This is a genomic window from Lentibacillus salicampi, from assembly GCF_004565465.1.
Classification (GTDB): Bacteria; Bacillota; Bacilli; order Bacillales; family Amphibacillaceae; genus Lentibacillus; species Lentibacillus salicampi.
This window is the reverse complement of record NZ_SRHY01000001.1, coordinates 12,674-24,997: the sequence shown is the minus strand read 5'-3', so window position 1 is coordinate 24,997 and position 12,324 is coordinate 12,674. Positions and strand designations below refer to the sequence as shown.

12 protein-coding genes and 1 riboswitch are annotated in these 12,324 nt (G+C 42.4%); of the genes, 2 read left to right on the top strand and 10 right to left on the bottom strand.

What is annotated here, in order from left to right; genetic code table 11:
* The gene (locus E4U82_RS00125) at window positions 1–585 is read right to left on the bottom strand and encodes a xanthine phosphoribosyltransferase (protein WP_135108008.1); all 585 of its coding nucleotides are present in this window, start codon (window positions 583–585) and stop codon (window positions 1–3) included.
* Between the two features lie 169 nt (window positions 586–754).
* Window positions 755–856, bottom strand: a riboswitch (purine riboswitch).
* 170 nt (window positions 857–1,026) lie between these two features.
* Between E4U82_RS00125 and guaC the strand changes: the two genes are divergently transcribed.
* The gene (gene guaC, locus E4U82_RS00120; protein ID WP_135108007.1) at window positions 1,027–2,010 is read left to right on the top strand and encodes a GMP reductase; all 984 of its coding nucleotides are present in this window, start codon (window positions 1,027–1,029) and stop codon (window positions 2,008–2,010) included.
* Window positions 2,011–2,251: 241 nt separating this feature from the next.
* Here guaC and E4U82_RS00115 read toward each other — a convergent pair whose 3' ends face one another.
* Together E4U82_RS00115 and E4U82_RS00110 are read right to left on the bottom strand one after the other, a co-directional pair.
* Window positions 2,252–2,530 carry a hypothetical protein gene (locus E4U82_RS00115; RefSeq protein WP_135108006.1) on the bottom strand — a complete coding sequence of 93 codons (279 nt, stop codon included), beginning with the start codon at window positions 2,528–2,530 and terminating at the stop codon, window positions 2,252–2,254.
* Between the two features lie 212 nt (window positions 2,531–2,742).
* Entirely contained in the window at window positions 2,743–3,738 is a 996-nt protein-coding gene (locus E4U82_RS00110) for an LLM class flavin-dependent oxidoreductase (RefSeq protein ID WP_135108005.1), read from the bottom strand.
* Window positions 3,739–3,917: 179 nt separating this feature from the next.
* Here E4U82_RS00110 and E4U82_RS00105 point away from each other — a divergent pair, with 179 nt between their 5' ends.
* Complete coding sequence (locus E4U82_RS00105) at window positions 3,918–5,153, top strand: dicarboxylate/amino acid:cation symporter (RefSeq protein WP_135108004.1); 1,236 nt, start codon at window positions 3,918–3,920, stop codon at window positions 5,151–5,153.
* A gap of 188 nt (window positions 5,154–5,341) precedes the next feature.
* On the opposite strand, the gene E4U82_RS00100 is transcribed toward E4U82_RS00105, so the two are convergent.
* The 7 genes from E4U82_RS00100 to E4U82_RS00070 all read right to left on the bottom strand — a co-directional run bounded on the left by E4U82_RS00100 (window position 5,342) and on the right by E4U82_RS00070 (window position 12,101).
* Entirely contained in the window at window positions 5,342–5,962 is a 621-nt protein-coding gene (locus tag E4U82_RS00100) for a TVP38/TMEM64 family protein (RefSeq protein WP_167751279.1), read from the bottom strand.
* Window positions 5,963–6,438: 476 nt separating this feature from the next.
* Window positions 6,439–7,317 (bottom strand): 2-hydroxy-3-oxopropionate reductase, encoded by an 879-nt coding sequence (gene garR / locus E4U82_RS00095; RefSeq protein WP_135108002.1) that lies wholly within the window; start codon window positions 7,315–7,317, stop codon window positions 6,439–6,441.
* A 142-nt stretch (window positions 7,318–7,459) separates the two neighbouring features.
* Window positions 7,460–7,738: a YciI family protein gene (locus tag E4U82_RS00090; protein WP_135108001.1), complete on the bottom strand. Its 279-nt coding sequence runs from the start codon at window positions 7,736–7,738 to the stop codon at window positions 7,460–7,462.
* A gap of 84 nt (window positions 7,739–7,822) precedes the next feature.
* Window positions 7,823–9,037 (bottom strand): Rpn family recombination-promoting nuclease/putative transposase, encoded by a 1,215-nt coding sequence (locus E4U82_RS00085; RefSeq protein WP_245183472.1) that lies wholly within the window; start codon window positions 9,035–9,037, stop codon window positions 7,823–7,825.
* A 250-nt stretch (window positions 9,038–9,287) separates the two neighbouring features.
* The gene (locus tag E4U82_RS00080) at window positions 9,288–9,980 is read right to left on the bottom strand and encodes an OmpA family protein (RefSeq protein WP_135108000.1); all 693 of its coding nucleotides are present in this window, start codon (window positions 9,978–9,980) and stop codon (window positions 9,288–9,290) included.
* The gene (locus E4U82_RS00075; RefSeq protein ID WP_135107999.1) at window positions 9,970–11,793 is read right to left on the bottom strand and encodes a MotA/TolQ/ExbB proton channel family protein; all 1,824 of its coding nucleotides are present in this window, start codon (window positions 11,791–11,793) and stop codon (window positions 9,970–9,972) included. Before E4U82_RS00075 ends, E4U82_RS00080 begins: the two co-directional genes overlap by 11 nt.
* 65 nt (window positions 11,794–11,858) lie before the next feature.
* Window positions 11,859–12,101, bottom strand: a complete 243-nt coding sequence (locus tag E4U82_RS00070; RefSeq protein ID WP_245183471.1) for a nucleoside hydrolase — start codon at window positions 12,099–12,101, stop codon at window positions 11,859–11,861.
* Window positions 12,102–12,324: the final 223 nt, after the last annotated feature.

Below are 12,324 nucleotides of genomic sequence, written 5' to 3'. Positions count from 1 at the left end.
TTAAATGAGCCTCCCTTGTTTGAAATTAACGTGACCGTTCGTCAGTGATTCGATCGTTGCCAACGACTCTACGCGAATTCCGCGTTCCCGTAATCTTTCGCCACCTTCCTGGAATCCTTTTTCGATCACAATCCCAATGCCTTCAAGGACAGCACCGGCCTGTTCAACAATATCAACCATTCCCAGCGCAGCCTCGCCGTTTGCCAAAATATCATCAATGATCAGTACAACATCATCACGATCTATATAATCCTTGGAGACCGATATGTCATTTGCCTCTTGTTTGGTGTATGAATAAACCTCCGTTGAATAAAGATGCTCATTTAACGTTAGTGATTTGCGTTTCCGGGCAAACACCACCGGAACCCCCAGACTCAATCCCGTCATGACAGCCGGCGAAATACCCGACGACTCCAACGTCATGATTTTTGTAATACCGTAGTCTGTAAATCTCGAGCCAAATTCCGCTCCGAGAGATTGCATAAATACAGGATCAACCTGATGGTTTAAAAATGCATCCACTTTGATGACCGAATCGGATAAAACTTTTCCTTCTGTTAAAATCTTTTCTTTGAGTGATTCCATCCTGATCTCCTTTCCAGGAATTAAAAAACCCGAAAAACAAGCCTCCACTCAAACTATGAGGAAAGCACTGTTTTTCGGGTTATCAAAACGACGTGCACATTCGCACAGGTTATACGTCTAAATCCGAACATTCAGCAAAAAGATCTCACCATGTCTTTTGATGATATCCATTGGTTCTGCTCCCTTTCATAGTCGGTTCATTTACGGTAAACCGGTAGAAACTTGCAGGCCGTATTCCTGCTATTATATGAAATAAGCTATTGAATTCATGTTTATTATAGCATGTCACTCAGAAAAAACAACCCTTAAACTGAATTTTTTATATTTCATTCCCCAGAAACTTACGAACCGATTGACATATTCACGGGAGTCATGTACATTATGGAATAGACGAACATTTTTACTATAATTATTATTATTATTCGTTTTAGGGGTGTAACGATGGAAAATGTATTTGATTACGAAGATATTCAATTAGTACCTGCCAAGTGTGTTGTGAACAGCCGGTCTGAATGCGATACAAGCGTTACCTTGGGCGGGCATACATTCAATCTACCTGTTGTACCAGCCAACATGCAGACAATTATGGATGAAAAAATCGCACGATATCTGGCTGAAAACCATTATTTTTATATCATGCACCGTTTCGAGCCGGAAACACGAATCAATTTTATCCGAGACATGCAGACAAATGGGCTAATCGCCTCCATCAGTGTCGGCGTTAAAGAAGAAGAATACAATTTTATTCAACAGCTGGCAAACGAACGACTCGTCCCAGAGTTCATTACCATTGATATTGCTCACGGTCATTCGGAATCCGTGATCAACATGATTCGCTATCTTAAAAAATATCTGCCAGAAAGCTTCGTCATCGCTGGGAATGTTGGTACGCCCGAAGCAATCAGGGAACTGGAACACGCCGGGGCAGACGCCACCAAAGTAGGAATTGGACCGGGAAAAGTGTGCATCACCAAATTGAAAACCGGATTTGGAACCGGTGGCTGGCAGCTGGCTGCACTCAAATGGTGTGCCAAAGCTGCAAGCAAGCCCATCATTGCTGACGGCGGTATCCGCACGCACGGTGACATCGCCAAATCAATCCGCTTCGGTGCATCCATGGTCATGATTGGCTCCTTATTTGCAGGTCATGAAGAATCACCAGGCAAAACGATTGAACAAGACGGCAAACTTTATAAGGAATATTTTGGATCAGCGTCTGAATTTCAAAAAGGCGAAAAAAAGAACGTGGAAGGCAAAAAAATGTACGTCGAGCACAAAGGCTCCTTGAACGATACATTCACTGAAATGAAACAGGATCTGCAATCCGCGATCTCCTATGCGGGAGGCAACGAATTACAAGCCATCCGCTATGTTGATTATGTCGTTGTGAAAAATTCAATTTTAAACGGCGATCAGGTTTACTGAGAGGGGGCCACAGCCATTTGGCCCAAGTTGTCACATATTAACCATAATTTGTTCATGCCTATACCTTGTTTTGAAATAAAAAACGATCAGAAGAATTCCTGGTCGTTTTTTTATCACAGCGGGTTTTTCCTGGAAAGAAAAGCCCGAAAAGTACTGCCCCGCAGCACCCCATAAGAGCACTGTTTCGGGGCCGGGAACACTCACAATAGAATCCGGCATATGTCATATAAAGCCATCATCGTTATACTTTACCCATTTTCATCCTGTAAATCTCCTGTTCATTGTTCCATGTCCTTTGTGCAAGCAAATCCATACCATCCTGCAGTTTATCAAACCTTTCATCCATGTTGTCAAACCTGGCATTCATTTCCTTTTCCAATTTGGAAAATCGTTTGTCTATCCCCTCAAATCGCTTGTCCATCCCCTCAAATCGCTTGTCCACTCGATCAAATCCATCATTCATCTGCTTCTGCAATTCTTTAATGGCTTGCATTAACTGCTGATTCTGTTCATCACTCATGGTAACATCCCTCCTCTCCTTTTGATCCATTTTGTCTAACTGTCTTCGCTGATAATAATATTATAAAAGATTCCCGCAATAGTGTCGATGTAAGGAAATTGAATTTCCCTTATGCCCCAGCCTTTCAAATCCTCATTTCTTTGAAGGCAAACCAACCATTTGGACCGCAGAAAGTTATCTAAAAAAGGATTACAAAGTTTTTGAAAGTATATTCAAAGGTCAAACGCCTCAGCCAACAATCGATATGAATGCACCCTTGCATCAAAATCATAAATATTGGTGATAATCATGAACTCATCTGTCTGATATACGTCGCTAAGCCGTTCCAACTTCGCTTTCACTTGCTCCGGTGTGCCGATAACAGCCCGATTTCGATTTTTCTTAATAATTTCCAGTTCTTCCTGGCGATAGGTTCTTTTTTGAACTTCTTCAATTGATGGCACTTTTGTATCGGCACCTTTTGCGATATTCAGCAGCCATTTGTCCTGACTGGTGGCGAGCTTTTCCGCCTCCGCTTCGGTATCCGCACATACAACAAAAATACAAACCGCACTGGCCGGCTCTGCAAAATCCAGCGATGCCTGAAATTCACTTCGGTAGGTTTCCATGGCAGCTTGGCCCTTTTCCGGATTGATAAAATGTCCGAATATAAACCCGGCCCCGATTTCCGCAGCGTTTGCAGCGCCTCTTTCCGACAACCCCAGCACCCACATAGGCGGCACAGTATTTGTTCTTGGTGCTGCTTTGACCAGGCGATAAGTGTGATCTTTCGGCAGTGTATTATGTAAAAACCCCTGCAGATCGTGCAATTGACGAGGGAATTCAGACATATCTTTATGAATGCTGTCCAGTAAAGCCATCTGCGTATCCTGTGACCCGCCGGGAGAACGCCCGATTCCCAAATCAATGCGCTCCGTAAACATGGCCTCTAACAACTTGAAATTTTCCGCCACCTTATAGGGGCTATATTGTGGCAGCAGAACGCCACCAGACCCCACGCGTATTGTATTCGTAACGGAGGCAATCCGGGCGATCAAGATCTCCGGCGACACACTTGCCAATCCATTTGTGTTATGATGTTCGGCCACCCAATAACGTGTGTATCCCAATTTTTCGGTTATCTCCGCCAATTTCAATGTATGATCCAACGCTTCTTCAGGACCCGCCCCGCGCGAAATTGGCGACTGATCCAAAACACTAAGCTTCATTTCGGAAACGTCTCCTTCCATGTTATTCACATATAACTATCATGTCATATTCCGTAAGCAAACGAAAAACATTTGATTTCGTATATTTTTCTAAATAATAAAATAATTATAGTTGCAAGGGTTATCATTTTCATGGGCAAAACATATTCTTTAACTAAACAAGGAAAGGAGGGAAATCTATGGCTAAAATCAAAAATATGAGCATGCTGTCGCAAATAATCGTTGCCTTTGTCCTGGCCATTTTAGCCGGAATTATCATCGGTCCGGATATTGCTGTTATTGCGCCGTTGGGTGATTTATTTTTACGTCTTATTCAATTCATTATCATACCTTTGATTGTTTCAACGCTCATTGCAGGTGTAGCCAGCACGGGAAATATGGAGACACTTGGCCGAATCGGCGGAAAAACCATTCTCTATTATATCTGCACAACCTTTATTGCGGTCACCATCGGACTGATTGCCGGATTTTTGTTTTCCCCGGGCACAGGCGTCGATATCTCCTCAGCCAGTGATGCACCAGAAGCAACGGAAACAGATGGTATCATCAGCGTCTTGCTGAATATCATTCCGACAAACCCGATTGAAAGTCTGTCAAGCGGCGATATTCTGCAAATCATCTTCTTTTCCATTTTCGTCGGTATTGGCATTACAATGGTTGGCCAAAAAGCAGAACCAGTCTATCGCTTTTTCGATGGTTTTGCGGAAATTATGTACAAAATCACCTGGGTCATCATGAAATTGATCCCGATTGGTGTCTTTGGCTTGCTGGCACCGATCATCGGTGAGTATGGGTTATCCGTTTTAATGCCGCTAATCAAATTAATCTCGGTCGTTGCAGTAGCTTGTATTATTCACGCGCTGGTGACATATTCTATCGCCGTCAAAACGTTTGCCAAAATGAATCCGCTCAAATTTTTCAAAGGGATTGCTCCCGCCAGCCTTGTGGCATTCAGTACCCAAAGCAGTTCAGGGACGCTGCCGGTCACCATCAAATGCTCCGAGGATCATTTAAGCGTATCACAAAAGTTATCAAGTTTTATTCTGCCATTAGGCGCAACCATCAATATGGATGGGACATCACTATACTTGAGTGTTGCCGCGCTGTTTACCGCTCAGGCATTTGGCGTTGAACTATCTATTGGCCAAATCCTGATGATCATACTCATTGGAACGTTGGGTTCGATTGGAACAGCAGGCGTCCCCGGAGCCGGACTTGTAATGCTGACGCTTGTCTTGACCACGCTGAATTTACCACTTGAAGCGCTCGCTTTAATTGCCGGTGTAGACCGATTTATGGATATGTTCCGGACAGCCGTCAACATTACCGGGGATGCTTCAGGTGCTGTGGTGATTAATGCGTCCGAACCAAATCTGGATGACGATGCAAATGATTCAAATTCTACAACGAGGTGAAGTGAAACTGCAATCGGGTCTGTCAATGAAGCCGCAGCATTCAGATGAAAAGGGGATGGCTCCCTATATGCAAAGAGTGGATTCTTTCACGAGATACGATCGTTGAAATCCGTGATAACCGTTTTGGCAATTAACCAAAAAAGCTGAAAGCCATCATCTCTATGGTTTTCAGCTTTTTAAATGTCACACTAAAATGACTGGAACACATCATAAAGCAGATGCATGCCATAAAGCGGAAATAACGTGTAGATAAATAAGGTAATCGGCTTGCACAGCAAAAAGTAAAAGACAAATTTTTTCAGGGTCATTTTGGTCAGTCCGGCAATCAGGCAAATAAAGTCATCCGGAAATCCCGGGAAAATCATGGAAATCCAGAAAAATCGCTCGAACCTTTTTCCTTTATTCACCCAACCGATATATTTATCGTACGTTTCCTGTTTGACAAAATAACTTGCAAACCCACGACCGAACTTTCGTGCTAACAAAAAATTGGCGAGAGACCCAATAAAAATGCCGACGATGTTCAGAACTGATCCCAGACCAATCCCAAATAACATCACACCAGCTACCGTCGAGACGTTTCCGGGCAACACTGGAATCACGACCTGAACAAACGTTATACCTAAAAATGCTAAAGGTGCAATACTTCCAAACCCTTCAATCCAGATCCGGACCTGATCGGGATCATTGAAAAACCCACTTTTAATAATAAAAACAGCGAATACAATTAACAATAAAATACCAATAATGCCTGTAATTCTTATGATCGGTTTTTGATACCTTATGAGTGTTTCCTTCAGATGACTCATGCCAACCCCTGTTTCCATCCTTCATAGCCTGATAACTTATACTAATGAGATAAGAATATCATAAAGCTTTGAAGAAATAAAAATTTTTGTTTTGCCCGACCGATCGATTCCAGCCAGCATAAGACAAATAAAAACTCTCACATTCCGGGTGTAGATCCTTCTGGTGACTGTTCAACTCAAGATTTGACTCTACTCACCTGATAAAAAATTTTTTTCGGATAAGGCAGGGTATGTCGATACTTCATAGGTGTGATCAAAACCTTTTGAATGGTTTTCCGTGCCCCTTCAGGTCTTCACGAGCGCGATGAAGACCTTTTGGACGATTTGCCTTTCAGTCTCCTCGATATCACCCGACAAGTATTGAGAAAACCGCAATGGCGAGCACTGCGGTTTGTCAAAGCCTATATCTGTTTTATTTTTTGATCGACGTCGAACCTTTTCCATAGAAACGACTTCAGCCTAATAAAGTTTCGCCGTTAAACACGAACGTTTGCGAGTTTTTCATAATATTTGAGGACAGCGGCATGGTCGTCTTCACCATTGCCATCAGCTGTCAATGCTTTCAATGTTTCCCTGATTGAAGCGGTCAGCGGCAGCGGAATATCAATATCTGTGGACGTTTCCATTACATTATTCAAATCCTTCAAGTGCAAATCAATTTTAAAGCCGGGGTCAAAATTCCGTTCCAACATCATCGGAGCTTTGGCATCAAGTACATTGCTGCCGGCAAGCCCACCGCGGATCGCATCATACACCAACTGATTATCGACCCCCATTTTTTCCGTCAATACCAATGCCTCAGAGACAGCCGCGATATTCAGTGCTACGATAATTTGATTGGCAAGCTTAGTTGAGTTGCCCGAACCCACATCTCCAGTTCTCACAACGGATCCAGCCATCGATTCCATAATCGGCAGGCACTTCTCGAAAACATCCTGTTCACCCCCTGCCATCACCGAGATGGTACCGTCGATGGCCTTGGGTTCTCCCCCGCTGACCGGCGCATCCAAAAAGCCGATTTCTTTTTTCTTCAGTTCCCTGCCAATTTCCTGACTTGAAATCGGAGCTATCGAGCTCATATCTATGATGTCAGTTCCAGGTTTTGCGCCACGTATTAATCCGCCCTCCGCTAAAATAACCTTCTTCACTTCAGGCGAATTCGGCAGCATCGTGATGATCACGTCCGATTTTGCCGCCAGCTCCATATAACTGTCAGCAACCTCAGCACCAAGTGCAGCAAGCTCTTGATTTGAGTCGGGGTTACGGCTGGAAACGACCAGATCATAACCTGCTTTTATTAAGTTTTTGCTCATCGGTTTTCCCATAATACCCAATCCGACAAAACCTATTTTCATAAATGTGGTCTCCCTTCATCAAAATTTCCCGGCTTTACCTGATATTCAACTTTAACCGGTAAACTTCCTGCCTGTCTTCCCATCAAATTTAAAATGGAATGACGTTCACAAAACGGGACACGGAATCAGGCCCCGTGTCCCGCTAAAAATCAAATTCAACGTCCGTTTCCATTGCCCATTCATGAATTTCAAAATCCCTTGCGCCATTTATGATGTAAGGGTCTTCTTTCAAATAGGACATGGCTTCATCCAAACTATCCGCTGCATATATGACCAGACCTCCGGCACCGTCTGTAAACCGCCCGTTCATAAACACCTTTTTCTTCTGCTTCATTTGTTTTAGAAATGCCAAGTGCTGTGGGCGGAATTCTTTACTTTTTTCCTCATCCTTCATCGGCAAAAACACTGCATAATAATTCAATGAAATCTCCCCTCATTGTACAGTTTCTTTTATTTAATAAAATTTCCAAAAACCCTAAATAAACAAATTAAAACTAGTGGCATGTTAATTTTGAATATTTTCCCGAATCTCCGCAATTTTGTCCAGACTAAAGCCAGTGGTTTCCGCTACAAACTGCATATCCATTCCTTTATATAAAAGCTTACGTGCTGCTCTTTCCAACCTTTTCTCTGTTTCTCGTTCCATCCTCTCCGTTTCTTGTTTTTTCCTCGCAGCTTCCTGTTCTTTCTTCTTCGTCTCCCGGTTAAGCTTTTCCGTCTCTCGATTAAGCTTTTCCGTTTCCCGGTTAAGCTTTTCCGTCTCCCGATTAAGCTTTTCCGTCTCCCGATTTTTCCTGTCCGCTTCCAAATTATTCTTCCTGGCGTCTTCCTTCAACGCTTCCATGTCCGCCTTAAATGATTCCTCATCCATAATTTGTTTAAGGCGTGATTGATACGCAAGCCTTTGATCCTGTGTCATACTTAGCTCTTCCCAGTTTTCAAATGCGTCGCGCAACTGATCATCACTCATGGCAATCGCCTCCAATTCCCGATATATTTCATCATAGACTTCATCATTTCTGGAATCAATCATACCGAGCAGCATCAGCCACCTTACCAATAGGTCATTCCACGGGTCCAGTCTGTCAGCCTTCCAATCCTTCAGTAACTTGGGCATCTCGATGAAGTGGAATTCCATCACGTTTGTCAGCTTGAATTGTCCTTCATCCTCATACAAATGATACGATGTATGAAAACGTTCTGTTTCAGAAAACAGATCAAAATTCATGATATTGATCGCAATAACCGGCCGCAATAAATGATAACTCATCCCTTTTTCATGCCGTTCTGTATAAATTTTGGACCAATAATACAAAGAACGTTTAACCATATCATATTTATTAGTGAATTGAATTTCCACATTAATCCATTCGTCATCTTCCGTGCGCACCAGCAAATCCAAACGTGACTCTTTATCATCGGCGTACTCACGGGGCACTTCCGTATTATTGAAGGAAATATCCGTAATCCGCTTTCGCCCCGTGCGCTGCAAAATGGCATTTAGAAATACAACCGTTATATCTTTATTTTTTTCGTTGCCAAAAAGCTGTTTGAAAGCGTAATCAACTTTTAAATCCATCAGCTTTTCAAGCGGAATCCGTTTGAGCAGTTTTCTGTCGTTTTTATTTCCCCTTTGTCCGGTGTAATCATTCGAATCTTCTCTTACCCTGTCAAATGTGGTAAAATCAACAGTTTTCTCCAGTGGTTTAGTCATTACCATGGTTACACGTCCTCTTCAGGTTAAATGAAGACTTAACGGAGCTGTTTTTCTGAATATAGTGTAACATAGATGCACTTAGCAAACTAGCGTTCTGGTATTATTTATTGAAAATTTTTAATTTAAATGCTGCAATGCCAGTTTACAGTGACCAAAAAAGGCTTCACCAAAGGGCAAAATCCTCTATACAGGAGAAAGGTATCCTATTTAAAAGGCCCAATTCTAGAATTGGGCCTGATATCTTGCCTGGCGTTTACTCCTTCAATATCTCTCGCGTCTTTTCAAGGATTTCCTCATCTTTTAACCGAAACTTAAATTCTACTCGCCTTGATGCTTCCGCACTGTAATTACCAGATTCGTCCGTTCGAAAATCAGTATAGGACCTGCCGTTTACCGTCAGTTTTTTCTCCAAATGCTGCTGGATATGTTTATAAGGAAAATCGTCACTGAGAATGTAGGCAGCAACACTGTGTGCTCTTTCCTGCGACAACTCCAGGTTATATAAATAACTGCCATCACGGTCTGTATGGCCTTCGATGATGATTTCGGCAATATAATCCTCATAACCATTTTGCAATAATATATCCAGATATTTCGGCACAAATTCATCCAAAAATTGGAATGACTCCGGTTTTAATTTGGATTCGTCATATTCAAATAAAATTTCTGTGTTAAAAATCATCGCACCTGTTTCCTTGTCGACTTCAATACCCATGGTCGAATTACTGAACTCCTCCTGCAGATCACTGACAAGCTCAGAACGAATTCCCATGATCTGATCGATGGTTCGCTTCATCTCCTCAATTTGCAATGACTTGATGATCATCATCGCAATGAAAATCAGGATGAAACATAATAAAATGATCGTCAGCAAGTCGGTGAAAGATGGCCAAAAATGACTTTCCTCATCTTCCTTTTTAAACAGTCGCTGATATTTAGTATTCATTTGTATCAGGCCCTATACCGTTATTTCCAGTTTGCCGGCCAAAAGCGTTTAGCTGTCGATTCAACCCTTGTATCTCACGGGTCAAATCCTGAAGCATTTGCTGCATGGAACGCGAATTCGTTTGCTGAATGTCTTCGGATAACCGCCGAAGCTCCTGGAATTCTCGCTTGATGCCATCATTTGTTTTGACCATTGAATCATTGACGTTCCGGGCAAGCTGATCAAGCTTGTCGCCCAGCTGTCTCTCCACACCAGCCACGTAATTGGATAAAGTATCCTTTAAAACACCGACGCTTGCTTCAATCTGATTTTCCCGTTGATTAAAAGCATTGTTCATCTGTGAAATCGTCCGGTTGATATCATTAACCAGCTCGTTATTCTGCCTGCTCATATTTTCATACGACCGGGAAGCTTCTTGCACTTGCCTTTCAAATGCTTTCGAATCTTCCTCATGAGCTTTCAGATGATGATGAAAGGTCCGATTAAATTCCTTCAACTCATCAAAACGGTCCGTTAACAAATGCTTATACTCCGTCTGTGTTTGATTGATCACATCCAGAGCTTCCGGCAACCGGGCAACCGAATCACCCATTCTATCAAAGTCTCTGGAAAGTTCACCTAAATTTGAAATGATTCCGCTCAGTTTTGAACTAAGGTCGCTTCCAAAAATCTGTTTAAACTCCTTGTTATGTGCCTCCATTTTATCGGCAAGATCGCCGCTTTTTTGCGTTATTTTTTCAAAAGCAGCCTGGATAGATTCCTGGCCTTCCATGATGGAAGACGTAAAGGATTTTAATTCACCAACCGATTTCTCAAAATGATTTAGCGTATCCATCTGAGCTTCCGAAACGTCCTTCACCCGTTCATAGGTACTTTCAAACGCCTTTGCCATGCGCTCATTTTTTCCATCCATCTTTTTAAAATAGGAAAACAGTGAATCAAAGTTGTTATTCAGCTTTGTCGTGGACTCACCAAATCCGTCCGTCACGTCTTTCATATGTTGGAACAGTTCCTGAAATTCCTGCAAATTGCTGGAAAGTCCATCATTAAATTCAGCCAAATCTTTCGCTGATTGCTGCAGCCCGGTTGTATACTCCTGAAAACCTGAAAAAGCATGCTCAATTCCGGTCAATGACTTTTGATTTGTCTCCTGCAGATGAACAATCGAATCATTAATGGATTCCGACACGTCAATCAGCCGGCTTAACCGATCCTGTTCGTTTCCTTCCAAATTGGATTCCACTTTTAACATGATATCGGTAAGCATATATTCGGTATTAAACACTTTCGTAAGGACCGTCATCATCAGTGACAGCCCCATACCGGCAATACTTGTATAAAATGCCACATCAATTCCCGACAGCACAGCAGCCACATTTTCAACCAGTTCGCTGCCAGATGAATTGATACTGCCCAACGATATTGTCAGACCAATAAATGTCCCCAGCACCCCGATTAATATGAATACAGAGACCATCATCTGTACCATTTTAATGAGATTAACAACAGGCACGTTGAATATACGCCAACCGGAAAACTTCTCTTGTACAAAGGTTTCCGGTTTCATCGATTCTTTTTGCTGAGCCCGGTCAAATTGCTCTTTGAAAGCAAACAGTGGCTCAATATCCATACGGTTGGTTTCGTGCAAATAATTTCTGATTCGTTTGAGTTTCATAAATAAGGTAAAGTGAACCAGAAGTGTGAGGATAAAGGCGATGAACAAAACCATAAAGATCAATTCAATGATTGGATTCGATAAAAGCGCCTCTGCTTTTTGTTCGCTTGTAAACAGTTCCAGAATGAATCGCAGCATGATAGCTCCCCCTGGTGATACCTTTTTCTTTATAGGTATTCAGGGCTTGGACCAATCATGAGTGTTTACCCATAAGATTTTAATGCATCGCTAAACAGTTCCCAAAATCCGTCACGGTTTACGTGCCGAGCAAACATCACATTTGCCTGTTGACCGGTGACTCCTGACATATCAACAGAGGTCATACCATACGTGAATTCGCCTCTTGTTTCGGTATCGACATGGACATGTTTGCAATCAAAAAGAGACGGTTGGATTAAATCGGCAATCGTGCACGCGTCATGGATAGGACCGCTATAAATTAGCATCGATGATGTGTGAAGCCAACTTGATTCGTTGTTGAAAACTTACTCATAATCGCTCTGCTCTCCTGGATCTTCTCGGGTCTCATGAACCTTTAAGTATTATCAACCTTCTTTATACGCCTTTAAGATGTTCCACGTTCCATGCCCCCTTTTCCGCAAAACTTTCGATTATAGGGGTAGGAAGTGTCACTACCATAATCGTAACGGGCATTGAAAAAGAGGCAAC

Coding starts and splice junctions, on each gene's coding strand:
- E4U82_RS00125 (WP_135108008.1), bottom strand. CDS start 585: ATGGAATCACTCAAAGAAAAGATTTTAACAGAAGGAAAAGTTTTATCC.
- guaC (WP_135108007.1), top strand. CDS start 1,027: ATGGAAAATGTATTTGATTACGAAGATATTCAATTAGTACCTGCCAAG.
- E4U82_RS00080 (WP_135108000.1), bottom strand. CDS start 9,980: ATGAATACTAAATATCAGCGACTGTTTAAAAAGGAAGATGAGGAAAGT.
- E4U82_RS00085 (WP_245183472.1), bottom strand. CDS start 9,037: ATGGTAATGACTAAACCACTGGAGAAAACTGTTGATTTTACCACATTT.
- E4U82_RS00110 (WP_135108005.1), bottom strand. CDS start 3,738: ATGAAGCTTAGTGTTTTGGATCAGTCGCCAATTTCGCGCGGGGCGGGT.
- E4U82_RS00115 (WP_135108006.1), bottom strand. CDS start 2,530: ATGAGTGATGAACAGAATCAGCAGTTAATGCAAGCCATTAAAGAATTG.
- E4U82_RS00105 (WP_135108004.1), top strand. CDS start 3,918: ATGGCTAAAATCAAAAATATGAGCATGCTGTCGCAAATAATCGTTGCC.
- E4U82_RS00070 (WP_245183471.1), bottom strand. CDS start 12,101: ATGCTAATTTATAGCGGTCCTATCCATGACGCGTGCACGATTGCCGAT.
- garR (WP_135108002.1), bottom strand. CDS start 7,317: ATGAAAATAGGTTTTGTCGGATTGGGTATTATGGGAAAACCGATGAGC.
- E4U82_RS00075 (WP_135107999.1), bottom strand. CDS start 11,793: ATGCTGCGATTCATTCTGGAACTGTTTACAAGCGAACAAAAAGCAGAG.
- E4U82_RS00100 (WP_167751279.1), bottom strand. CDS start 5,962: ATGAGTCATCTGAAGGAAACACTCATAAGGTATCAAAAACCGATCATA.